The following is a 25002-nucleotide window of genomic DNA, read 5'->3' on the forward strand; positions in this document are numbered from 1 at the left end:
ATGTTTGACAGTCGCAAGGAGCTGCTGGACCGCATACGGCTCGGCGAGGCCGCGTTCCTGGAGTTGCAGGAGGTGCGCTTCGCGGGCGGCAAGGTGAAGGGACCTGGGCGCGACGAGCTGGCCGACGAGCTGGCGGCGTTCGCGAACGGTCGTGGTGGCGTGTGTCTGCTGGGCGTCGAGGACAGGCCGCGCGAGATCGTGGGCATTCCCGTCGACCGTCTGGAGGCCGTGGTCGTCTTCGTCCGGGAGATCTGCACGGACTCCATCGATCCGCCGCTCGCGCCGGTCATCGATCCGTTGTGGTTGCCGGCGACGAGCGGCGAAGAGCTCGCCGTCGTCAGGATCGACGTGCCGCGCAGCCTGTTCGTGCACCGGAGCCCGGGGGGATTCCTGCACCGCGTGGGTGACGCCAAGCGCGTGATGTCGTCCGAGTATCTCGGGCGGTTGTTCGAGCAGTGCAGTCGGACGGGCATCATTCGGTTCGACGAACAGAGCGTGGCCAGCGCGAGGATCGAGGACTTGGCGGCGGGCCTGTGGGAGCGATTCCGCACGTCGCGCACCGGAGACGCACGCGACGGACTGTTGACCAAGCTGGGGTTGGCCCGCGGGGACGAGGGTGGGACGCTCCGCCCGACCGTCGCCGGCGTGCTGATGGCCACGGACGATCCGCGGCGGTGGCTGCCCAATGCGTTCATCCAGGCCGTCGCCTACCGGGGGACCCGGATTCAACCCGATCAGTCGGGAGATCCGTATCAGCTCGACGCCGCCGACATCGCCGGTCCGTTGGACGCTCAGGTCGAGCTGGCGTGCCGTTTCGTCGCGAGGAACATGAAGGTCGCGGCGTTCAAGCATCTGGGGCGGGCCGACCGGCCGCAGTTCGACATGGAGGCCGTGTTCGAGGCGGTCGTCAACGCGGTCGCCCATCGGGACTACTCGATTCACGGATCCAAGATTCGGTTGCGTCTCTTCGACGACCGGCTGGAGCTGTTTTCGCCGGGCGGGATTCCCAATGCGATGACCGTCGAAGGCCTTGCACACCTGCAGTCCGCGCGAAACGAGGTCGTCACCAGTCTGCTGGCCAAGTGCCCGGTGCCGGCCGAGATTCCGTGGCTCCGGACGGATCGGGTCACCCTGATGGACAAGCGCGGTGAAGGTGTGCGGATCATCCTGGACAACGGAGAGCGACTGGCAGGCAGGGCGCCCGAGTATCGACTCGTGGACGAGGCGGAGCTCGTGTTGACGATGCATGGAGCGGGCGCCGAGTGATGTCAGAGACCGACCCTGACGGGAAGTGCAGCAGCGCGGGCCGGCCACGGCGACGGAAGGACCGGACATGACGCTTCACGAGTCCCGCTACCCGCGCATTCCCTACGGCCTGGCCAACTTCCGGCGCATCCGCATGGAGCGCCGGCTCTACGTGGACAAGACGCGGTTTCTCCACGCACTGGAGCAGGTGGATCACGCCGTCCTGATTCGGCCGCGGCGCTTCGGCAAGACCTGCTGGGTGTCGGTGCTGGAGCACTACTACGATCGCACCTGGGCCCACGAGTTCGACGCCGTGTTCGGGGGCACCGACATCGGCCGGCAGCCCACCGAGCAGCGTCACCGCTACGTCGTCCTGCGCTTCAACTTCTCGGCGTTCAAGACCGCCCTGGACGGTCTGGAGCACTACTTCGAGGAGTACTGCCAGCTCCGGCTCCGCAACGCGCTGGAGCGGAATCCGGACCTGTTCCCCGAGACGGCGGTGCGGCGCATCCGCGCGCCGGCGTCGGTCAACGGCCAGCTCAACGAGCTGTTCGCGTACGCGAGCGACCACGGCATTCCGCTCTACGCGCTCATCGACGAGTACGACAACTTCACCAACACGGTGCTGGCCCACCACGGCGAGGCGGCGTACCAGAGCTTCACGCACGGCGGCGGCTTCTACCGCAACTTCTTCGCCACCCTCAAGGCCGGCACCGAGGCGGGGAGCGGCGGGCTGGAGCACCTGTTCATCACCGGTGTGTCGCCCGTCACCCTCGACGACGTCACCAGCGGCTTCAACATCGGCGGCAACATCAGCCTGCGGCCGGAGTTCAATGACCTGCTGGGGTTCACCGAGGACGAGGTGCGGGGCCTGCTGGAGCTGTATCGGGACCACGGCGTGCTCGAGCAGGACGTGGACGCCGCCCTGGACGTGATGCGCGAGTGGTACAACGGCTACCGGTTCGCCAGGCGGGCGGAGGGCGATCTCTACAACACGGACATGGTGCTCTACTACCTGTGCGAGTCCGTCCCGAACCGGTCCCTGCCGGACGAGCTGATCGACACCAACGTCCGCATCGACTACGGCAAGCTGCGTCATTTGCTGGTGGTAGGCCGGCAACTCAACGGCAACTTCGATCTGCTGCGGCACGTCATCGGCGACGGAAGGGTGGACGCCCAGGTGCAACCCAACTTTCCGCTGGAGCGGCTGAGCGAGCGGGAGAACTTTCTCTCCCTGTTGTATTTCTTCGGCCTGCTGAGCTTTCGGCACGTCTCCGGCGACACGCCGCGCCTGGGGATTCCCAACCAGACCGTCCGGCGATTGATGTACGGCTATCTGCGCGACGCGTGGCGCGACGTGGACGTGTTCTCCGTCGACGCCTACGACTTCTCGCGCCTCGTGCGCGCCATGGCCTACGAGGGGGCCTGGCGGCCGGCGCTGGAACACCTGCGCGACGCGATTCGCCGACAGACCGGCATTCGCGACTACGTCGACGGCGAAAAGGTGGTGCACGCCTTTCTCGCCGCGCACTTCAGCCTGCTCGACGTGTTCCTGATCCACACGGAGCACGAGCTGAACCAGGGCTACGCCGACCTCTACCTGCAGCCGTTCGTGGCTCGCTACCCCGGCACGGCGTTCGGCTACGTGATGGAGGTGAAGTACCTGAAGCGGCGCGAATCCCTCGACGAGTCCGTGGTGGCGGAGAAGGTGCGGGAGGCCGCTGATCAGGTGCGGCGCTACCTGGCGGACGAGGATCTGCACCGTCGCCATCCGTCCGTGCGGCACGTCGGTCTGGCCGTCGTGTTCCATGGCTGGGAGATGGCGGCCTGCGACGCGGTGGGGGCCTTGGGCGCCCACGAAGAATGAGCAATATGACGCAGCCGCATTACGCACGTAAGCGGCATCAGACGGGACGGCAGTTGTGAATGCCCACGGACAATCCGACGTGCGGACGGTCTCCGACACCGTCCTCGACCGTCTGATCGCCAACCTGCGGTCGAAGGACGCGCCCCTCGACGGCCAGACCCGCCCGGCCGCGATCCTGTGGACGGACCCGAGACGGGAATGGCTGCCGCTGGTCGATCCGCTCCTGCAGCGTGTCGAGGAATACCTGGCCCTGGGCGACTACGCCCCCGCGCGCCGCACCGGTCCGGCCGTGTGGCTGCGCTGCGTCGTGGACGGCGCGCTCGACGAACCGGCACTGCCGGATGACCAGCCGCCGATCATCTACCTGCCGGGCGTTGCGCGGCAGGATCTCCGCGCGGGCGAGGAGTGCCCGGACGGGCTGAAGCCGCTGGTGGAGCTGCTGTTCCGGGGCGCCCTGTGGCACCAGCCGAATGGGACCGACTGGACCGTGAACGCCTTCCTGACCTCCCGGAAGACCCTCGGTTTGGACGTTGCCGGCGACCGCGCCACGTCGGAGGCGCTGCTGCGCGCGCTGGAAGAGGTGGCGCTGACGCCGGTGGCGCAGCTCGCGGGGCGTCACCTGGAGGCGGAAGACTTCGATCGCATGCTGGCCGGGGACGTCATTCGGGATCTCCTGCGGTGGATGGGGGATCCCGACACGGCGCGCAAGCGAATGGGCGAGAAAGGCTGGCACGCGTTCTGCAGTCGCTGCCGGGACGAGTTGGGTTTCGACCCGGAGCAGGAGGCGGACGTCGTCGCCGGAGAACGCATGGCGAAGGGCGAAGGGGCGTGGGCGGCGGTGTGGGAGCGGTTCACCGAGGCGCCGGGCAGCTACGGTGACATCGCCGGTCTCCTGCGGCGCAGCGCACCGGCGGACACGCTGCGATTCGAGGAGCGGGAACGGTGGCCGGACCTGAACGACGAGGACGAGGAGGCCGTGCGGCTCGCGCTGCAAGGGCTTCCGGAGCTCTCGCACGGTGAGGCATGCGAGGCCGTGGCCGGTCTGGAAGAGAAGCATGGGGAACGGCGTGCCTGGGTGTGGGCTCGCCTGGGGCAGGCGCCGATGGCGGGGATCCTGAAGCCGCTCGGGAGTCTGGCGACCGCTGCACAGCAGGCGCTGGGTGGCATCGAGCCTGCCGACGTGGCGGATGCATACCTGGAGCGTGGGTGGCAGGCGGACCTCGGCGCGTGGCAGGCGGTGGCCGCGGCGCCCGTCGCCGACGAAGCGTGCGTGGCGGCGGCGGTACGTCATTTGCTGCAGCCGTGGCTGGAGGATTCGGCTCGGGCGTTTCAGGCGGCGCTCGAACGCTCTCCCCTGCGGGGCGCCGGCGGGCAACCGGCCGTCGAGGCGGAGGACGACGGTTGTCTCGTGTTCGTGGACGGTCTGCGCTTCGATCTGGCGCAACGTCTGGTGGAACGGATGGAAGGCCGCGGGTTTCGCGTCGACCTCCGTCGGCGCTGGGCCGCGCTGCCGACGGTCACCGGCACAGGGAAACCGGCGGTGACACCGGTGGCGGCAGAGATCGAGGGGGACACGCTGGGGCAGGCGTTCGGGGCGCGGATGAAGGTGGACAAGAAGCCAGCCGATGCGGCGACCCTGCGCGCCGCGTTGGAGGTCGCGGGCTACCAGATCCTGGGTGGCGATGGCGCCGACGCGCCACGAACGCATCCGGCGCGGGGGTGGCTGGAAACCGGCGAGTTCGACACGCTCGGCCACCAGCGGGACGCGTTGCTCGCGCGTGACCTCGAACGGGAGCTGGAGCGCGTGGCCGAACGGATCGAGCGCGTGCTGGACGCCGGCTGGACGTCGGTGCGGGTGGTGACGGACCACGGGTGGCTGCTGCTGCCCGGCGGACTCCCGAAGGTGGATCTGCCGAAGCATCTGACCGAGAGCCGCTGGGCGCGCTGTGCGGTGATGGCCGGCGAATCGGCGCCCGACGTCGTCCGCGCCCCCTGGCACTGGAACGGCGCGCAGTGGTTCGCGACCCCGCCCGGCGTGGCCTGCTTCAACCGTTCCGAGGAGTACGCGCACGGCGGCCTCAGCATCCAGGAATGCCTCATCCCGGATCTCGTCGTGACGCGTGCCGAGGGAGGGGAGACGGCCGGCAGCATCACGTCGGTGACGTGGCGCGGCCTCCGCTGTTTCATCGAAGCGGAAGTTCACGGCGGTCCCGTGACGGCCGATCTGCGCCTGGAGCGGCCGACCGGCCAGTCGGTGGCCGCGGCCGTGAAACCGGTCGATGCGGAGGGCGCCGTGAGTCTGGTTCTGGCCGACGACGAGCACGAGGCGGCGGCGCTGGTGCTGGTGCTGGTGGACGAGACGGGCCGCGTGCTCGCCCAGCGGCCGACCCGTGTGGGAGTGGACACATGAGCGAGTCCGTCGCGATGGACCAACTGGACACTCTTGCGGCGGAGGCCTTTCCGGGCTATCTCGTACGCAAGGATTTGGTACGTCGGTATGCGCGGCAGTATCCCGTCCCGACCTACGTGGTCGAGTTCCTGCTGGGGCGCTACTGCGCCAGCGTCGATGATCGCGAGATAGCGGAAGGGCTGGAGATCGTCGAGCGCCAGCTCCGGGGCCGGACCGTGCGGACCAGCGAGCAGGAGATCTTCAAGTCCCGCGCGCGGGAGAACGGATCCGTCAAGCTGATCGACGTGGTTCGCGCGAAGCTGGACGCGAAGAACGACTGCTACGTCGCCGAGCTGCCCAGCCTGAGCCTGAACGACGTGCAGGTGTCGGACGCCATCGTCAAGGACAACGAGCGCATGCTGGGCGACGGGTTCTATGCCGAAGTGACGCTCGGCTACGATCCCGTCGAGTCGCAGGACGCGGCGGGTCGACCGTTCCGCGTCGCGCAGTTGCGTCCCATCCAGATGTCGAAGCCGGACGTGCTCGACGTGCTGGCCCGGGGGCGCCGGGCGTTCACGACCGAACACTGGCGCGACTTTCTCATCCGCTCCGCGGGCCTGGAGCCGGCCAACCTGGACGAGGCGGCCAGGCGCGTCGTGCTGCTGCGCATGGCGCCGTTCGTTGAGCGCAACTACAACCTGGTCGAGCTGGGTCCGCGCGGCACCGGCAAGAGCCACATCTACCAGCAGCTCTCGCCGTATTCCCACCTGCTGTCGGGCGGCAAGGCCACCGTCGCCAAGATGTTCGTGAACATGGCCAGCGGGCAGCGCGGCCTCCTCTGCCAGTACGACGTGGTCTGCTTCGACGAGATCGCCGGGATCTCGTTCGACCAGAAGGACGGCGTCAACATCATGAAGGGCTACATGGCCTCCGGCGAGTTCAGCCGCGGCAAGGAGAGCATTCGCGCCGAGGGCGGCGTCGTCATGGTCGGCAACTTCGAGGTGGACGTCGAGCAGCAGCAGCGGATCGGCCACCTCCTCAGCCCGTTGCCGAAGGAGATGCGGGACGACACGGCGTTCCACGACCGCATCCACGCCTACGCGCCGGGCTGGAACTTCCCGAAGCTGAACCCGACCGATCACCTGACGGATCACTTCGGGCTGGTGAGCGACTTCCTGAGCGAGTGCTGGACGCGTTTGCGACAGACGAGCCGGGTTTCGGTGCTCCAGAACCGGGTGTTCTGGGGCGGCGCCCTGAGCGGACGCGACGTCGAAGCCGTGCACAAGACCTGTTCCGGTCTCGTGAAGCTGCTCTTCCCCGATCCGGACGAGCCCGTATCGGACGACGACCTCGAGTGGGTCGTGCGGCTCGCGCTGGAGTCCCGCCGGCGCGTGAAGGAACAGCAGAAGCGCTGCCTGAAGAGCGAGTTCCGCAACACGCACTTCTCCTTCACGTTGGGGGTCGACGGGATCGAGCAGTTCGTCTCCACGCCGGAGCTGCACAGCGACGAAGCCATCGACGGCGACCCGCTTCCGCCCGGACAGGTATGGGCAATCGGCCCCGGCCGGGGCGAGACCGGCGCGGGTCTCTATCTCATCGAGGTCGCGGCCGGCCCCGGCAGCGGCGCGAAGATCCTGAACCACCCCGTGCCGCCCGCGTTCCGCGAGAGCGTCAAGGTGGGCGAGCAGAACCTCTACGCGCGTGCCAAGGAGCTGATCGGCGATCGGGACCCGCGGGCCCGCGAGTACACCATCCAGCTACGGCCGTTCGACGCCGACACGTCGGGTGCCGGACTCGGGCTGCCCGTTCTGGTGGCCTGCGTGGGCGGGTTGCTGGAGCGCAGCATCCGCGGCGGCACCATCGTCGTCGGGCCGCTGAACCTGGGCGCGTCGCTCGACATGATTCCCAACCCCGTTTCCGTCGCCGAGCTCGCGGTGGACAAGCAGGCCGCCACGCTGCTGATGCCGGTCTCGGCCCGCCGGGCGCTGAACGATTTGCCGGACGACCTGTGGACGAAGATCAACGTCGAGTTCTACAGCGACCCGGCGGACGGGGTGTTCAAGGCGCTGTTGGAGTAGGAGCGGCAGTGCTCTCGTACCTGCACGCCGGCAGAGGATCTTGGCAGTTCAGAACGCGACGTTCGCTCCCATCATGAGCACATGGGAGCGACCGAATCGATCGCTATGCGTTCGGTCGAGCAGTATTTCGCCGTCTTCGTTGCTGATACTGCCGCCGCTGATGAAGTTCAGAGGCGCGTAGCCCTTGACGCGGACGTACTCGGCGAACAGCTTCGCGTTCGCTCGGTGGAACCATGCGATACCCAGAACGAGCTGATCCTGTCTCTCCCAGGGAGCGCCGTCCGGACCGGCGATGAAGCGGCTGAATTCTGCGGAGAAGTCCATCCGTCCCGCGCCGCGTGCATGCCGGTATCTCGCTCCGAGATCGAAGCTGGTTACCCGGCTCGGGGCGAATTGCGGTATGGCGGGGTTGAAGGTTCCGGGCCATTCGTCCGTGGTGCGTGCGAACTCGCCCTTCAGCGTGAAGTTGCGGTAGTCCAGTCTTCCATAGGCGTCGAGGGCCGGGTTGTTGTCCGGGCAGGGTGCGAAGTGAATGACCGGGAATTCCTGACAATAGGCGCTGCCGCGCTGATATGAGCTGCCAAACAGGAGCCGGGCAGCCGAATCCCGCTTCGGGCTGTAGTTCACGTCGACGGCGAAGTTGTTCAGGCTGCTCGGAACGTTCGTCCCGTTGACGGGCGTGTTCGCGGCCCGGAACTGCGCTCCCCCCTGTATGCCCATGATGGATGCGTGCAGACCGTCGTTCGTGTAGCCCAACGTCACGCCGTTGGCCAGTCCGCCGAAGGCATGCCAGACGGTGGAGGCGGTGAATGGATTCAAGGTGTCGGTCAGACCGAAGGGGACCGCCATCTTGCCGAGGCTGACGTAGAAGGGCGAGTCGTCGAGGTTGCCGAGCAACGCATAGGCGCGCCGCACCTGCACCTGGTTCCGCTCGATGGCGGTGTTCGTGCCGTGGCCGAAGCTCTGCTCGGGATCGTACAGGAGCTCCGCGTTGGCCGTGATCCAGCCTCCCATCACGCTCGTGAAGCCAAGCTGCATGGAATGGACCGCTGCCTCCGAGACCGTGGTTCCGACCTGGTTGGCGGCGGTCGGATGGCGCATCAGGTAGCCGAACTTGTCGGCGGTATTGGACGATTGCAGGTTGGCGATAGTGGTGACCGCTCCCTGCACGTGTACCGAGTTCGGCGCGAGCGTCCCATCCTGCTTGCGGTCGAGGATCAGGAGCTGCTTCCGGTTGATGTTCGTGGTCGGGTCGAGGATGTCGTAGCCGTATTGCGAGTCGATGGCGATGTGCCCGGTCGAAGTGCCCGTCGACGTTGGGGAAGCGGGTTGCCCGTTGTTTTCCGCCGCTTCGGGATCCGGTTCGTTGCGCCGGATCTCGCACGGTGGGCCGTGTTCCTCTGCCTGAACGATATGTCCGGCGCATCCACGGTGCGCGTCGTTGCCGGCCAGGTCCACGGTCAGCAACAGCACGGCCGGAACAACGAGGGCGCCCGTGCGGAGCAGGCGTTCTCCATTCGATCTGCGGAACGCGTCGCAGAGGCCGCAAGGCATTGCAGGCTCCGGGGGGGCGTCAATCGTTTGGAACAGTACCGTCCTGCACTATAGCGCCGGGCTGGCGGGCAGCGCAAGCCGCGGAGCCCCGGAAGGCGCCTCGGCCGGATGGATGACTCACTCGAAGCCCAGCTCGACGCGGCCGATCCCCGGGAAGTCCGCGGTCAGCCGCTCCCCCGCCTCGGCGGGATAGATGACGTCGGTGGTGACCCCCGTGGTCACGAAATCGCCGCGCGAGAGGGAGAGCCCGCGGCGCGGCAGCTCGTTGGCCAGCCATGCCATGACCTCGAGCGGGTGGCCGAGGACGTTGCCCCCGGAGCCGGTCAGCCGCTCCTCGCCGTTGACGAGGAGGCGGGTCGGCTGCGCGGCCAGGTCGAGCCCCCGCCAGTCGTCCACCGGCGCGCCGTGGATCCAGGCGCCGTGAATCGCGTTGTCCGCCGCGAACGACTCCGGCGTGAACCGGTCGAGGCCCGCGAAGTGATGCTCGACGAGCTCGATGGCCGGATACAGCGCCCCGATGTGCTCGGCGATGGACCGGCGATTGTGGCCCCCATCGATCACCGGCACGTCGGCCGCCATGCGGAAGGCGATCTCGACCTCGATCAGCCGGATGACGTAGTCGGCGGCGCGCAGGGTGACCCCGGACTCGTGCAGGCGCGCCGTGAACAGGCGGCCGAACACCGGATACGGCACGCCCAGCATGCGCTGCGCGGCGGGATTGGTCAGCGCCACCTTGTAGCCGGCCGTCGTGCCGCCCCAGTGCGCGCACAGCCCGTCGACCAGCGTCGCCTGGGCCTGATAGGCAGCCGCGAGGTCCGGCGGCATGAGCGCCGACGGCAACTCGTCGACGCGTTCGTGCCGGGTGCGCAGTGACTGGAGGTACTGTGCTGTCTCGGTGATGCTCATGGGGCTGTCCGGCGCGCCGGTCTGTCCGACGCCACCAGTATACGGGCACCGGACGCGACGCCGGTGTTGACATCCGCGCACCGTGCGGGCATCGTGGGCGCGATGTATCGAAGGAACTTCCGGGTGGAACTCGCCGGCGCCGGTTTCCTCGCCGGCGCGCTGGCACTGGTCCTCGCCGGTGCGCCGACCGGCGCCTTCGCGGAGACCCGCGGCTACGTGATCTCCATGGTGCACACCGCCACCTACGCGAACACGGATACCTGCCCGGACGGATACAACGGCAGCTTGGCCGATCTGAAGGTGCGGCGCCTCGTCCGCCGGGGCTTCAGTGAAGAAGAGGCCATCGCCATCCTCGCCAACGGCGGCGTGGACCGGGACGGCAACCGCGTCGCGCTCAGGGAGCTGCCCGAACTCGACGGTATCGAGGTGAACCCGGGCAACGTGCCGGTGCTCGTTGCCGATCCGCGGATCCACACGGCCTACGGGAGGTTCGCCTACGGCTTCAATCTGAACGGCCGGGTGGAGCCCGATGCGTTCGAGAATCCCGACAGCGGCGAGCGGGGCGTCGACAACCAGATGTGGCGCGCGCTGGGTTGCTTCGAGGTCTACCAGGTGCGCCGGCCCGTGCGGCCGTACAACGAGGACATCGCCTGGGATACGGCGCTGGACGCGATGCCCGCCTGGCTGATGTCGATCACCGGCGACGATCTGGACAGCGACGGGGAGGTGACGGTCACCTTCGACCGGGGGCTGAACGTCGCCATGCGGGACGCGCGCGGCGGCGTGCTGTCGGGCGCGACCTACGTAGTCGATCCCGATCCGCGCTCGCACAGCGTGTTCGATGGGCGTATCGACGACGGCGTGCTCACCATCGAGCCGGGCGACTTCTCCATCCAGGGCGAGTCGCAGTTCTACGCGATCCTGCGGCTCACCGGGACCCGCCTGTGGCTGAGGATGGCGGAAGACGGCGGCGCGTCGGGCATCATCGGCGGCTACCAGCCCTGGCGCGACTACTTCCACTACCTGGCGATTCGGGGCGAGGAGAGCGCCCAGGTCGATCTGGCCGGCGTGTACTACGCCATGCGGCGTCTCGCCGACGGTGTGCCCGACCCGGAGACCGGGGAGAACACCGCGATCTCGGCCGCCTATTTCCTGGAGGCGGTGCCGGCGTTCCACGCCACCCTCTCCGGCGAGGTCGTGGCCGAGTCGGTGGGGCCCGGCCCGCTGCTCAGCGGCCCCGCGGTGCAGGAGAACGTCACCCTGGACCCGGAGTGAGGATATGGACGGGAGGATGCACATGCGGCGGTTCGGAGGGCTGGCGCTGCTGTTGGCCGGGTTGATCCTCGGCGCGTCGGCGGCAGTGGGCGCGGCGGGCGAGATGACCTTCCTGCGCCTGACGCCGGCGCAGTATCAGCGCGCCATCCACGAGATCTTCGGTTCCGGCATCCAGGTGGACCACGGCACCACGGTGCTCGGCGTCCGCGACCGGGGACTGCTGGCGCTCGGGGCACGGCGGAGCACGCTGAGCGCCGCGGAGATCGAGCGCTTCGAGGCGCTGGCGCAGCAGATCGCCGCGCAGGTGACGGATCCGTCGCGGCGGGCCACGCTCATCGGGTGCCGGCCGAAGGCGGACGACGCGCCCGACGATGCCTGCGCCGCGCGGTTCGTCACGCGGGCGGGACGGTTCCTGTTCCGCCGGCCGCTGACCGTTGACGAGACCGACCTGTACGTCGCGGTGGCGCGCGCGGCCGCACAGACCCTCGGCGACTATTACGGCGGGCTGCGCGCGGCGCTCGCCGGGATGCTCGTGGCCCCTGAGTTCCTGTTCCGCGTGGAACACGGCGAACCCGACCCCGCCGATGCCGGCAAGCTGCGGCTGGACGCCTGGTCGCGCGCGTCGCGGCTCAGCTTCTTCTTGTGGGACAGCGCGCCGGACGGGCTGCTGCTGGACGCGGCCGAGTCGGGCGAGCTGCTGACGCGGGAAGGGCTCGACCGGCAGATCGAACGGCTGCTGGCGTCGCCCCGGGTGGAACAGGGGCTGCGGGCGTTCTTCTCGGACCTGCTGCAGTTCGACCGCTTCGCGACGCTCTCCATCGATTCGGGCCTCTTCCCGCGGTTCACCAAGAACGTCGAGGACGACGCGCGCGAGCAGACCCTGCGGACGGTCGTCGATCACCTGCTGCACCGTAACCGCGACTACCGCGATCTGTTCGTCTCGCGCGACACGTTCCTGACGCCGCCGCTGGCCGCCATCTACGGGGTGCCGCTGGCGCGCTCGCAGGAGTTGGGCGGAGCCGTGCCGTGGGTTCCGTATCGGTTTCCCGAGGGCGACAGCCACGCGGGGTTGCTCGCGCAGGTGAGCTTCCTGGCCCTGCACTCGCATCCGGGGCGGTCGTCGCCGACGCTGCGGGGTCAGGCGGTGCAGGAGATCTTCCTGTGCCGGCGGGTGCCGCCTCCGCCCCCGGACGTCGACTTCAGCCTCTTGCAGGACACCTACAACCCCGACTTCCGGACGACGCGCGACCGTCTCCGCGAGCACCGGGAGAACCCGGCGTGCGCGAGCTGTCACAACCTGACGGATCCCATCGGGCTGACGCTGGAGGTATTCGACGCGTCCGGCGGCTATCGGACCACCGAGAACGGCGCGCCGATCGACGCCAGCGGCGAGCTGAACGGCAGAAGCTACGACGGGCCGCCGGGATTGGGACAGGCGCTGCGGGACGAGCCGCGGGCGGCCTCCTGCTTCGTCGAGCGCGTGTTCTCCTACGGCGCGGCGCGGATGCCGACGGACGACGAGCGGGCCTGGCTCGCCGACGTGCAGACGGAGCTCGCGGACGACGGCCTGCAGTGGCGCGCGCTGATGCGCCGCATCGCAGGGAGTCCGGACTTCTACACGGTAGTGCCGGGAGCGTGACCGGCCGGTTCGGGTAGTAGAGAAGGAAACCGACATGAGTGCTACACGCGAGATCGACCGCCGCACGGTGCTGCGGGGCATGCTTCAGGGCGGCGCCGCCGTCGCCGTCGGGCTGCCGGTGCTGGAGTGTTTCCTGAACACGAGCGGGACCGCCTACGCAGCGACCGCCGGGGCCCCCGCCGCGCCCCTGCCGCCCTGCTTCGGCACCTGGTTCTGGGGCCTCGGCCTGACGCCCAACCACTGGGAGCCGGCGACCACCGGCCCCGACTACGAGTTGCCGGAGCACCTGGCCGGACTGCAGCCCATCAAGTCGAAGATGAACCTGTTCAGCGGCATGCAAGTGTTTCTGGACGGCAAGGTGAACCAGAACCACTATTCCGGCGCCCAGGGGCAGGCCACCGGCATGGTGTCGCGCAACGGCAGCGACTATTCGACGAGCATCGACACCATCGTCGGCGAGCAGATCGGCCGGGGGACGCGGTTTCGCTCCCTGGAGGCGACCTGCGACGGCGACAGCAGCGCGAGCTGGAGCGCGCGCGGCTCCAGCGGCCTGAACCCGTCCGAGACGTCGCCCCTCGCGCTGTACGCGCGCCTCTTCGGCGACGGCTTTCAGGATCCGAACATCGCGGATTTCAGGCCCGACCCGGCGGTGATGGTGCGGCACAGCGTGCTGTCCGCCGTATCCGAGCAGCGCAGGAAGCTGATGTCCGCGGTCTCGGCAGCGGACCGGGCACGGCTGGACGAGTACTTCTCGTCGGTGCGCGATCTGGAGCAGAAGCTGGCGTTCGAGCTCGACCGGCCGGCGCCGCTCCCGGCCTGCACGGTGCCGGGAGAGGGGACCGAGGAGATCGGGGCGCTCGTCGAGCAGGTCGAGCGCACCCACCGGCAGTTCGCGCATCTTCTCGCGCACGCGATGGCGTGCGGCCAGACGCGGATCTTCAATCTCACGATGGGCTCGGCGTTCTCCCGGCTGCGCAGGCCCGGCGAAGTGAACGCCTACCACGCCCTGACCCACGAGGAGCCGATCGATCGGGAGCTCGGGTATCAGCCCACCTGCAAGTGGCTGGGCGAGCGGATGATGGACTTCTTCCGGGAGCTCGTCCAGACGCTGGACGGGATCCGGGAGGGGAACGGCACACTGCTGGATCGCACGGTGATCCTCGCGTTCACGGACCATGGCGAGGCGCGGATGCACTCCATGAAGCGCTACCCGATTCTCACCGCCGGCAGCGGCGGGGGGCGGATGAAGACGGGCCTGCACGTCGCGGCCGAGGGCGACGCGGCGACCCGCGTCGGGTTCACCGTTCAGCAGGCGCTGGGCGTGGTCAGCGGCCGGTGGGGCACCGAGTCCAACCAGGTGTCGCGGCCGTTCGGCGAGGTGCTGGCGTGACGTCTCGCTGGCGCTCGAGAGCAGTCGTCGCGGAGGCGACGCTCGATGCGGGCACGGTCGGTCCGAGGGCGCGTTGGCGGGCTGGAGAGTTGCCATGATGGGTTTGCGATGGAGTCGTCTGGCGGTCTGGTACGGGCTCGTTGCCGCCGCGTTCGCCGTGTTGGCGGGGGGGCCGACCCAGGCGCGGGCGGAGGAGCAGTCGGCGCCCCGGACCGTGCCGCCCGGGGTGACCCTGGTGGAGGTGGTCCGGGAGCTGAACGCGTCGGCGGCGCAGCTGCTCTGGGTGCGACTCGGGGATGCCGATGGCGGGACCCTGCTGTTCCGGGCGGATGGCGGACCCGGCGAGGCGGGGTGCATCGACGAGTGCGCCGAGGAGTTTCCTCCTCTGCTGGCGCCGCCGGATGCCGAGCCCTTCGCCGACTGGTCGCCGGTCCGGCGCCCGGACGGGCGGCTGCAGTGGGCCTACCAGTCGCATCCGCTGCATACGTGGTCCCTCGAGGAGGAGCCGGGCGAAGTCGCCACCAACGTCGGTCTGGCCGAAACGGCGAACATGAAGCTCGCCGAGCGGGCCGCGGCGGGCGGGGCGCTGCGGCCGCCCCCCGAATGGCGGGTCGCCCGCTTCGAGCCCGCCCGGTCCATCGAGGTGCCGGCCGGCATCGAGGCCAGGTTCGTATCGTCGGCGCAGGCGGTCGTGCTGACCGATTTCGAGGGCTTCACGCTGTACGCGCTCGAGGGCGTTGCCGAGAACAACGGTCAGACCTGTTCCGATCACGGCTGCGAGGTGGACTGGCTGCCCGTCCCCGCGCCCGCGCTCGCCCTCGACGTGGGACGGTTCTCGGTCGTGACCCGCAAGGACGGCTCGCGCCAGTGGGCCTGGCGGGGCCGGCCCCTGTACCGGTACCGGGGGGACTTGCTGCCCGGGGACGCGCACGGCCGGGCCGTCGACGAGCGCCGGATCATGGCGGTGCTGACCGAGAACTTCCGGCCGCCGCAGGTGGCGGTGACGGCGCTCGAAGGCTACGGCGACGCCCTGGCGCTCGACGGCATGACGCTGTACACCGGCTCCGCGTTCGAGAAGTACTGGGGCGGGCGCAACCTGCGGGACAGCTTCAAGAACGCCTACGACCGGGGCAAGCGATTGGGCGGCGACGCCTGCGCGGACACCCAGTGCCTGACGATGTGGCGTCCGTTCCGCGCTGCCGCCGATGCGCGGTCGACCGGCTTCTGGGAGGTGTTCACGCGCCGCGACGGTAGCCGGCAGTGGGCCTACAAGGGCTACGCGGTCTACACCTACGCGGGCGACGAGGCGCCCGGCCAGAACCGGGGGCAGGCCACCTACGCCTTCGCCACGCTGGACGGGAGCCCCGAGGAGATCGAGCGGGCGGTGTGGCTGGCCGAGCTCGGCGGCACCTACGGCGGGGCGGGCGTGTACTGGAACGTCGCCAAGCCGTGATCCATGCGTGCGGCCGGTGCAGGCGACTCGGCGATGATGGCTTCGTTGTCGAAGACGCCACCATGTCCATCCGGCAGCCGGCTGATCGATACCCGCGCCGAAGCGGATGACCTTCTGGTCTCGTGTTGCGCCAGTCTGGTGGCGAGCGTGGCCAGACCGCGAAAGGAAATCGCTCGAGGATGCGTGATTTCTCCAGGCTGTTGTTCGCGGCGCTGATGACGGCGGCGGTCGTTCCCGCCGGAGCGCAGACGCCTGAACGGGAATGGTCCTACTTCGGCGCCGACGCGGCGTTCACGCGTTATTCGCCCCTCGACCGAATCGACCACGAGAACGTCGGCGATCTGGAGATAGTCTGGCGCCGGCCGGCGGCCGACCTGGAACTGCAGACGGCGTTTCCCGATCTGGGAGTGAACGCGTACCTGCGCTCGACGCCGATCCTGCTCGACGGCGTGCTCTACGCCCCGAACGCGCACGGGTTGCTGGAGGCGTTCGACCCGGCGACCGGAGAGACCATCTGGCGTCAGCCGCCATTCGCCGCCACCGAAGAGGAGGTCGCCGGCGGCAGCACGCGGGGAGCTGCGTACTGGACGGACGGCGACGCCCGGCGGTTGCTGTTGGTCCGCGGGGGGTACCTCTACGCGCTGGATGCGGAAACCGGCCGGCGGGTGGCGTCGTTCGGACTTGCCGACCAGGGCCGGGTCGACCTGGACTGGGAGCATCCGCTCGCCGGCGAGTTCGACTGGACGGCCGGGCCCCTCGTGGTCGGCGATGTCGTGGTGGTGGCCGGAACAACCGGCGGCTCGGGCGACGGCGGGATCGTGCGGGAGGCGGCCCCGGAGGACGTACGCGGCTTCGACGCGCGGACCGGCGAGCTGCTGTGGACGTTCCACGTGGTGCCCCGGGACGGCGAGTTCGGCGCGGATACCTGGGGCGACGGCTCGGGCGCTTACTCGGGCGACCTGGGTTCCTGGTGCTGCCTGACCGCAGACGAGGAGCTGGGGTACGTCTACGTGCCGCTGTCCGCGCCGACCGGAATGGTCTACGGCGGCCACCGGCCGGGCGACAACCTCTTCTCGGACAGTCTCGTCGCCCTGGACGCCGCGACCGGCGAGCGGGTCTGGCACTTCCAGATGGTGCACCACGACGTCTGGGAGTACGACACCGTTGGGCCGCCTATACTCGGCGACATCACGGTCGACGGCCGTCGCATCCAGGCGGTGATGCAGCCGAGCAAGACCGCGTTCCTGTACGTCTTCGACCGCAGGACCGGCGAGCCGGTGTGGCCGATCGAGGAGCGTGCGGTGCCGCAGTCGACCGTGCCGGGCGAGCGGACCTCGGCGACGCAGCCGTTCCCGACGAAGCCCCCGCCGTTCGACCGCCAGGGTGTCACGGTGGACGACCTCATCGACTTCACGCCGGAACTGCGGGCCGCTGCCCTGGAGGCAGTGGAGTCGCTGGTGCTGGGGCCGCTGTTCACGCCGCCGTGGCCGCGCAGCGGCGAGCCGGGCGGCAAGCTCGGGACGTTGACCGTCCCGGGCGGCTGGGGCGCCGGCAACTGGCACACCGGCGCGTTCGATCCCGAGACCGGCATCTACTACGCGGTGTCCCACACGCAGCCGACGGTCTGGAGCGTTTCCCCGACCACCGCCGAGGACGCCACGCTCGCCTGGGCGACCTCCCGCGGCGAGGAGCTGCGCGTCCCAACTCCCAGGCCGCGCGGGCTGCCGATTACCAAGCCGCCCTACGGCCGCATTACCGCCCTCGATTTGAACCGCGGCGATCTGGCGTGGATGGTCCCCAACGGCGACGGGCCGCGCAACCACCCGCTGCTGAAGGACCTCGATCTGCCGCCGCTCGGCATTCCCAACCGCCCGGCGCCGCTGGTCACCGGCAGCCTGCTGTTCCTCGGCGAGGGCAGCGACGCGATCATGGGCACGATCCGCGGCGAGGGCGACCCGTCCGACCCCGAGCAGGACCAGTCGTGGCGCTGGGGCCGGAAGTTCCGGGCCTACGACAAGGCGACGGGCGAGGCGGTCTGGGAGACCGAGCTGCCGGCCGGTACGACCGGCGGCCCGATGACCTACCTGCACGACGGGCGCCAGTACATCGTGGTCGCCGTCGGCGCCCGCGACGAGGTCCCCGAGTGGGTGGCGCTGTCGCTGCCCTAGTGCGGCACCCGCGGCCTGCACGACGTCATCCCCTTCGGCGGCGGCCGGAGCGTGATCCTGAAGTACAGCCGGATGTTCGACGTGTTCGACTGATGTCCCCTCAGCTCGTTCGGGGCCTGACCGACGGACTCACTCGCTGCGGTCTGCCGAAGTTCGCTCGAGAAGCTCCTGCAGTCGCGGCAGCGCCCGTCGGTCCTTCTCGCGGTCCGCGGCGCTCTTCGACCGGATCACGTCGGCCAGCGACGCCACCAGGATGGTCACGCCTTCGGCGGCATCGAGGGCGACAGCGTCCCGTCTCAAGTCCTTGTAGCCGCCTGTACCCGCCGGCGTGAAGGATACGTCCAGGGCGCCCGCCCGGGTCGTCAGGTTGAGGATGGCGTCCGGTCCGAGATTGCGCAGGAAACCGGCGGAGCAATCGAAGGGGAGACCCTGAGGGACATCGTCGGTGCGAATGCGGGCGGCGAGCGTTTTCAGAGCGGTCGCGAGACACTGCAGATTGTCGGGATCGTTGGCGGGCGCGATGTCGATGTCGACGGTCACGCCGACATCGCCGTGCAGGATCGCGGCCATCCCGCCAATCAGCACGAAGCGCACGTTGGCGTCATGCAGTGCGGCCAACATGACGACCGGATCGAAGGGCTCTTCAGCCACGGACCCGCTTCCGCAACTGACGCTGGCCTCGCAGGACGAACCGCGCGGCGCGGGTGGCGTCGGCCAGACGCTGGGCGGGTGTTCGACGAAGCGTGCGCGAGAACAGCGAGGCGGTCTCCGGGTCGGGTTCGCCGAGCCTGGCACGTACCTCGAATCCAGTTGCCCGGACGAGGCGCTCCACCATGTCCGTGGAGGGAGTACGGGCGCCGGATTCTATGCGGGCAATCGTCGACTGCGGCACGCCGGCTCTGTGCCCCAGCTCCGCCTGCGTGAGCCCGGCACGTCTGCGTGACTCACGAACGAGATTGCGAAGGATCACTTGGCCTGTATAGCCGATTGGCTATGTAGAGTGCAAGCGGGACGACTGGGCCAACGGCGGTTGCGTGAGCACCTGCCGATTCGGTAGAATTCCATATCCGACCATTCTGGTCGGCAATGCGGATCGACCATCGACCGCGACTCTTCGCCGGCCCAGGGCGGCCGGAGGTGTCGCGTGGACCGGGAGCAGGCGTCATGGCGACCTCGACCGACAACATCGAGCAGCTTGCGAATCAGGACTACAAGTACGGCTTCGTCACCGACATCGACGCCGAGGCGGTCCCGCCGGGGTTGAACGAGGAGATCATCCGGATCATCTCGGCCAAGAAGGACGAGCCCGAGTGGCTGCTGGAATGGCGGCTCAACGCGTTCGGCGTCTGGCGGACGATGGCCGAGCCGAAGTGGCACAACGTGCACTTCCCGCCGGTCGACTTCCAGGACATCATCTACTATTCCGCTCCGAAGCAGAAGCCGAAGCTGGAGAGCCTCGACGACCTCGATCCGGAGATCAAGGCGACCTTCGACAAGCTCGGCGTGCCGATCGAGGAGCAGAAGGTGATGGCCGGGGTGGCGGTCGACGCGGTGTTCGACTCGGTGTCGGTCGCGACCACCTTCAAGGACAAGCTGGCCGATCTCGGAATCATCTTCTGTTCGTTCTCCGAGGCGGTGCGGGACCATCCCGAACTGGTCCGCAAGTACCTCGGGTCGGTGGTGCCGGCTTCCGACAACTTCTACGCGGCGCTCAACTCGGCGGTCTTCTCCGACGGCTCGTTCGCCTACATCCCGAAGGGCGTCAAGTGCCCGATGGAGCTGTCCACCTACTTCCGCATCAACGCGGCGCAGACCGGGCAGTTCGAGCGGACGCTGCTGGTGGCCGACGAGGGCGCGACGGTGAGCTACCTGGAAGGCTGCACGGCGCCGATGCGCGACGAGAACCAGCTCCACGCGGCGGTGGTCGAGCTGGTGGCCCTCGACGACGCGACGATCAAGTACTCGACGGTCCAGAACTGGTATCCCGGCGACAAGGACGGCAAGGGCGGCATCTACAACTTCGTCACCAAGCGCGGCAAGGCGTCGACGAACGCCAAGATCACCTGGACGCAGGTGGAGACCGGCTCGGCCATCACCTGGAAGTACCCGAGTTGCATCCTGCAGGGGGACAACTCGGTCGGCGAGTTCTACTCGGTCGCCGTCACCAACAACCGCCAGCAGGCCGACACCGGCACGAAGATGCTCCACCTCGGGAAGAACACCCGCAGCACCATCGTCTCGAAGGGGATCTCGGCCGGCAAGGGCCAGAACACCTACCGCGGCCTCGTGCGGATCGGCAAGAACGCCAAGGGGGCGCGCAACTTCTCGCAGTGCGACTCGCTGCTCATCGGCGACAAGTGCGGCGCGCACACCTTCCCCTACCTGGAGGTGCGCAACACGTCGTCGCAGGTCGAGCACGAGGCGTCGACGTCGAAGATCGGCGAGGACCAGATCTTCTACTGCCGCCAGCGCGGCCTGTCGACCGAGGACGCGGTCAACATGATCGTCAACGGCTTCTGCAAGGAGGTCTTCCGCGAGCTGCCGATGGAGTTCGCGGTGGAGGCGCAGAAGCTGCTCGGCGTCAGCCTCGAAGGCAGCGTCGGATAAGCCCGCAGCGGGTCTGTCGGGTCGGCACGGAGCGGCGCGGTCGGTCGTGCAAGGCCAGCCGGCTGGTTGAAACAAGAGACGCACAGCGCAGGTGCGAAGGGAACGTCAGACAGCATGCTCGAAGTCACGAATCTGCACGCTTCGGTCGCCGGCCGGGGCATTCTGAAAGGCATCGACCTGTCGGTGCGGGCGGGCGAGGTGCACGCCATCATGGGGCCCAACGGTTCCGGCAAGAGCACCCTCGCGGCGGTGCTGGCCGGTCGCGAGGAGTACGAGGTGACGGCCGGGTCCGTTGCCTACGAGGGTCGGGACCTGCTGGAGATGGAGCCGGAGGAGCGCGCGCGGGAAGGCATTTTCCTTGCCTTCCAGTACCCGGTGGAGATCCCCGGGGTGAACAACGCCTATCTCCTGAAGGCGGCGCTCAACGAGGTCCGCAAGCACCGCGGCGAGCTGGAGCTGGACGCGATCGACTTCATGGCGCTGGTCAAGGACAAGATGCAGGTCCTCCACATCGACCAGGACCTGCTGAAGCGCCCCGTCAACGAGGGCTTCTCCGGCGGCGAGAAGAAGCGCAACGAGATCTTCCAGATGGCGGTCCTCGAGCCGAAGCTGGCGATCATGGACGAAACCGATTCGGGTCTCGACATCGACGCGCTGCGGACGGTCTCGGACGGCGTCAACGCGATGCGCAGCTCCGAGCGGGCGACCCTGGTGGTCACCCACTACCAGCGGCTGCTGAACTACATCGTGCCCGACGTCGTGCACGTGCTGTCGGACGGCCGCATCGTCAAGTCGGGGGGCAAGGATCTGGCGCTGGAGCTCGAGGAGAAGGGCTACGGTTGGATCGAGGGCGTCGCCGAGCAGGTCGGGGCGTAGCGGGGTGGCGATGACGACACTCGCACCTGCCGAAGCGTACGCCGACGCGTTCGAGGCGGTCCGCCGCACGGCGCCTGCGCCCGGCGCGGTCGTCGATTTGCGGCGCCGAGCCTTCGAGCGCTTCACCGCGCTCGGTGTGCCGACCACGCGACTGGAGGCGTGGCGCTTCACCAACGTCGCGCCGATCGCGAGCACCGCCTTCGCCCTCGCCGCGCCGGCCGAGCGCGAAGCGGCCAAGGCCGATACCGCGCCGCACGCCCTGCCGGGCATCGGGTCCGGACTGCTGTTCGTCAACGGCCGCCACGTGGCGCTCGCCTCGGACGTGTCCGTGCTGCCCGCCGGCGTCGAAGTGCTGAGCTTGGCGGACGTGCTCGCCTCTGAAGCGAACGAAACCCGGGCGGCGGTCGAGGCGCACCTGGCCTCCGGCGCCGGCATCGAGGACGCGGCGTTCACGGCGCTCAACACCGCGCTGCTCCACGACGGCGCAGTCGTGCGCGTGCCTGCCAACACCGTGGTCGAGCAGCCGATCCAGTTGCTCTTCGTCACGTCCCCGCCTCCGGGCGGCGAGCCGGTGATGACCCATCCGCGCGTGCTGCTCGTCGTCGGCGAGAACGCGCAGGTGCGGGTCGTCGAGAGCTACGGCGGCGGCGATTCCCCGTACCTGACGAACACGATCACGGAGGTCGTCGCCGGGCCGGGCGCCGTGGTCGACCACTACAAGCTGGTGCGCGAGGGCCCCTCCGGCTACCACATCGGCGCGATGCACGTCCGGCTCGGCCGGGCCGCCAACTTCTCGTCGCACGCGGTCACCCTCGGGGGCGCGATCGTGCGCAACGACGCGCAGGCGCTGCTCGCCGGCGAAGGGGTGGAGTGCACGCTCAACGGCCTCTACCTGGCGAACGGGCGCCGACTGGTCGACAACCACACGACGATCCACCACGCGCAGCCGCACTGCTCGAGCCACGAGCTCTACAAGGGAATCCTGGATGGCGAGGCCCGCGCCGTCTTCAACGGCAAGATCATCGTCGCCATCGACGCCCAGAAGACCGACGCCAAGCAGACCAACAAGGCGCTGCTGCTCTCCGAGGACGCGCAGATCAACACGAAGCCGGAGCTGGAGATCTTCGCCGACGACGTGAAGTGCACCCACGGCGCCACGGTGGGGCAGCTCGACGAGGACGCGCTCTTCTACCTGCGCGCCCGCGGGCTCGGAGTGGAGCAGGCGCGGAGCGTCCTCATCCACGCCTTCGCCGGCGACCTGCTGAACCACATCGCCATCAAGCCGATCCGCGATCAGCTCGACGATCTCCTGCTGGCGCAACTGCCCGGATCGGGTGGAGGGTCGTTCCATGTGGACGCGTGACGACGAAACCGGGACCGGACGGTGTTACCGGGCGACCCGTCGACACGAGCATTGCGGATTCCGCTGCGCTCGAGTTGCGGCGGGGCACGGCCGGACCTGTTCGCGGGGGTGTCTGCGGTGAGCGCCCCGCAAGTCGCCGCCGCGACGGCGCCGCCGGGGCTCGACGTCGAGCGCATCCGGCGTGATTTCCCCATCCTCGAGCGGATGGTCCGCGACCACCGCCTCGTCTACCTCGACAACGCCGCCACGACCCAGAAGCCGCGGCCGGTGCTCGACGCGCTGGCCCACTACTACGACAACACCAACGCCAACATCCACCGGGGCGTCTACATGCTGAGCGGGGAGGCGACCGCCGCCTACGACGCCGCGCGCGTCAAGGTGCAGCGATTCCTCAACGCCCGCGCGTCGCGGGAGATCATCTTCACGCGCAACTCCACCGAGAGCATCAACCTGGTGGCGCACAGCTTCGGCCGGCGGCACGTGGGCCCCGGCGACGAGATCGTCATCACCCACATGGAGCACCACTCGAACATCGTGCCGTGGCAGCTCCTGTGCGAGCAGGTCGGGGCGCAGCTCCGGGTGGCGCCCATCGACGACAGCGGCACGCTGCAGCTCGACGAGTTCGAGCGGCTCCTCGGACCGCGCACGAAGCTGGTCTCGGTGGTGCACCTGTCGAACTCGCTCGGCACCATCAACCCGGTGCGCGAGATCGTCGACATGGCGAAGCGCCGCGACGTGCCGGTGCTCATCGACGGCTCGCAGGCGGTCTACCACATGCCGGTGGACGTGCAGGCGCTCGACTGCGACTTCTACGCCTTCACCGGCCACAAGCTGTACGGCCCGACCGGCATCGGCGTCCTGTGGGGGCGCGAGGAATGGCTGGAGCGGATGCCGCCGTACCAGGGCGGCGGCGACATGATTCGCTCGGTCACGTTCGAGAAGACGACCTACGCCGATCTGCCCCACAAGTTCGAGGCGGGCACGCCGCACATCGCCGGGGTGGTCGGCCTCGGCGCGGCCGTCGACTACCTGCAGGGGGTCGGCTTCGATGCCATCGCTCCGCACGAGGCGGACCTGCTGGACTACGGCACGGCGGCGCTCTCCGAGGTCAAGGGGCTGCGGCTCATCGGCACCGCCGCGCACAAGGCGAGCATTCTCGCTTTCGTCATGAAGGGCGCGCACCCGCACGACGTCGGCACCATCGTCGATACCGAGGGGGTCGCCCTGCGCACCGGGCACCACTGCACGCAGCCGATCATGGACCGTTTCGGGGTGCCGGCCACGGCCCGCGCCTCGGTGGCCATGTACAACACGCGCGAAGAGATCGACGCGCTGGTGCGCGCGCTCGAGCGCGTGCGGGAGATGTTCCCCGTATGAACGACTTGCGCGACCTCTACCAGGAGGTCATCCTCGACCACAACCGCCATCCGCACAACTTCGGAGAGCTCGACGGCGCCGACCGGCACGCCGACGGCCACAACCCGCTGTGCGGCGACAAGCTGGCCGTTTACGTCAATCTCGACGGAGAGACCATCAGCGACGTCAGGTTCTCCGGCTCCGGCTGCGCCATCTCGAAGGCGTCGGCGTCGCTGATGACCGACGCCGTCAAGGGCAAGACGCTCGACGAGGCGCACCGGCTCTTCGACCAGTTCCTCGCCCTGGTGACCGACGACGACGCGGTGGTCGACGACGCGCTGCTGGGCAAGCTGGCGGTGCTCGGCGGGGTGCGCGACTACCCGACCCGCGTCAAGTGCGCCAGCCTCGCCTGGCATACCCTGCGGGCGGCGGTCGACGATCGCCACGAGGTCGTGTCGACGGAGTAGGCGGAGCCTGTCACGGCTCGACGACGGTCAGGCCTTTGAAGTAGCGACGGTAAGCACGCCACATCCGTCCCGCCAGGAACAGCGCCCTGTCGTGCGGGGAATCGCGACGAATCCCGGACGGCGCGTGGTATCGTGTTTCCGAAAGACACGCATGGGGATACTGAAAATCGACGACGTGCCGCCGCCGCTCGGCGCCGGCGGGGATGGTGACCGGTCCGCGGCTGCCGGAGGAGTCTCGGAAACCGGTATCGGGCAGGCGACTGCCGGCGCGGCCGGAGCCTCCACGGCTGCCGCGCCGCCCACTGCCGCCACGGCCGAAGGAGGCGCAACGGGCGCGGCACCGCCTGTCATTCCACCGCACGTGGACGG

General features: G+C 68.9%; 18 protein-coding genes. 14 read left to right on the forward strand and 4 right to left on the reverse strand.

Annotated elements, in window-relative coordinates:
- The 4 genes from F4X11_14805 (at position 1) to brxL (ending at position 7579) form a co-directional block, all read left to right on the forward strand.
- Positions 1–1266 (forward strand): transcriptional regulator, encoded by a 1266-nt coding sequence (locus F4X11_14805; GenBank protein ID MYN66278.1) that lies wholly within the window; start codon positions 1–3, stop codon positions 1264–1266.
- A gap of 67 nt (positions 1267–1333) precedes the next feature.
- Complete coding sequence (locus F4X11_14810; protein MYN66279.1) at positions 1334–3112, forward strand: AAA family ATPase; 1779 nt, start codon at positions 1334–1336, stop codon at positions 3110–3112.
- 55 nt (positions 3113–3167) lie between these two features.
- Positions 3168–5522, forward strand: coding sequence for a BREX-1 system phosphatase PglZ type B (gene pglZ / locus F4X11_14815; protein MYN66280.1), 2355 nt, complete (start codon positions 3168–3170; stop codon positions 5520–5522).
- On the forward strand, positions 5519–7579 hold the full coding sequence (brxL, locus tag F4X11_14820) for a BREX system Lon protease-like protein BrxL (protein ID MYN66281.1): 2061 nt from the start codon (positions 5519–5521) through the stop codon (positions 7577–7579). Before pglZ ends, brxL begins: the two co-directional genes overlap by 4 nt.
- A 48-nt stretch (positions 7580–7627) precedes the next feature.
- On the opposite strand, the gene F4X11_14825 is transcribed toward brxL, so the two are convergent.
- Entirely contained in the window at positions 7628–9133 is a 1506-nt protein-coding gene (locus F4X11_14825; GenBank protein ID MYN66282.1) for a hypothetical protein, read from the reverse strand.
- A gap of 117 nt (positions 9134–9250) precedes the next feature.
- On the reverse strand, positions 9251–10039 hold the full coding sequence (locus F4X11_14830; protein ID MYN66283.1) for a hypothetical protein: 789 nt from the start codon (positions 10037–10039) through the stop codon (positions 9251–9253).
- A gap of 63 nt (positions 10040–10102) precedes the next feature.
- Between F4X11_14830 and F4X11_14835 the strand changes: the two genes are divergently transcribed.
- From F4X11_14835 to F4X11_14855, 5 genes are all read left to right on the forward strand, one after another.
- A complete protein-coding gene (locus F4X11_14835; protein MYN66284.1) occupies positions 10103–11314 on the forward strand; it encodes a hypothetical protein in 1212 nt (403 codons plus the stop codon).
- Positions 11315–11318: 4 nt separating this feature from the next.
- A complete protein-coding gene (locus F4X11_14840; GenBank protein MYN66285.1) occupies positions 11319–12953 on the forward strand; it encodes a DUF1592 domain-containing protein in 1635 nt (544 codons plus the stop codon).
- 34 nt (positions 12954–12987) lie between these two features.
- Positions 12988–14343, forward strand: a complete 1356-nt coding sequence (locus tag F4X11_14845) for a DUF1552 domain-containing protein (GenBank protein ID MYN66286.1) — start codon at positions 12988–12990, stop codon at positions 14341–14343.
- Positions 14344–14437: 94 nt separating this feature from the next.
- A complete protein-coding gene (locus F4X11_14850) occupies positions 14438–15796 on the forward strand; it encodes a hypothetical protein (GenBank protein MYN66287.1) in 1359 nt (452 codons plus the stop codon).
- Between the two features lie 179 nt (positions 15797–15975).
- Entirely contained in the window at positions 15976–17964 is a 1989-nt protein-coding gene (locus F4X11_14855) for a PQQ-binding-like beta-propeller repeat protein (protein ID MYN66288.1), read from the forward strand.
- 129 nt (positions 17965–18093) lie between these two features.
- Here F4X11_14855 and F4X11_14860 read toward each other — a convergent pair whose 3' ends face one another.
- Together F4X11_14860 and F4X11_14865 are read right to left on the reverse strand one after the other, a co-directional pair.
- A complete protein-coding gene (locus tag F4X11_14860; protein MYN66289.1) occupies positions 18094–18615 on the reverse strand; it encodes a hypothetical protein in 522 nt (173 codons plus the stop codon).
- Complete coding sequence (locus tag F4X11_14865; protein MYN66290.1) at positions 18608–18952, reverse strand: helix-turn-helix transcriptional regulator; 345 nt, start codon at positions 18950–18952, stop codon at positions 18608–18610. Before F4X11_14865 ends, F4X11_14860 begins: the two co-directional genes overlap by 8 nt.
- 176 nt (positions 18953–19128) lie before the next feature.
- On the opposite strand from F4X11_14865, the gene sufB reads away from it, so the two are divergent.
- The 5 genes from sufB (at position 19129) to F4X11_14890 (ending at position 24633) form a co-directional block, all read left to right on the forward strand.
- Positions 19129–20571: a Fe-S cluster assembly protein SufB gene (sufB, locus tag F4X11_14870; protein ID MYN66291.1), complete on the forward strand. Its 1443-nt coding sequence runs from the start codon at positions 19129–19131 to the stop codon at positions 20569–20571.
- Positions 20572–20685: 114 nt separating this feature from the next.
- A complete protein-coding gene (gene sufC / locus F4X11_14875) occupies positions 20686–21447 on the forward strand; it encodes a Fe-S cluster assembly ATPase SufC (GenBank protein ID MYN66292.1) in 762 nt (253 codons plus the stop codon).
- 10 nt (positions 21448–21457) lie between these two features.
- Positions 21458–22810, forward strand: coding sequence for a Fe-S cluster assembly protein SufD (sufD, locus tag F4X11_14880; GenBank protein MYN66293.1), 1353 nt, complete (start codon positions 21458–21460; stop codon positions 22808–22810).
- Positions 22811–22861: 51 nt separating this feature from the next.
- Positions 22862–24187 (forward strand): cysteine desulfurase, encoded by a 1326-nt coding sequence (locus F4X11_14885; protein MYN66294.1) that lies wholly within the window; start codon positions 22862–22864, stop codon positions 24185–24187.
- Positions 24184–24633, forward strand: a complete 450-nt coding sequence (locus F4X11_14890; protein MYN66295.1) for an SUF system NifU family Fe-S cluster assembly protein — start codon at positions 24184–24186, stop codon at positions 24631–24633. Before F4X11_14885 ends, F4X11_14890 begins: the two co-directional genes overlap by 4 nt.
- Positions 24634–25002 lie beyond the last annotated feature (369 nt).

It is taken from the genome of Acidobacteriota bacterium, from assembly GCA_009861545.1.
Lineage (GTDB): Bacteria > Acidobacteriota > Vicinamibacteria > Vicinamibacterales > UBA8438 > WTFV01.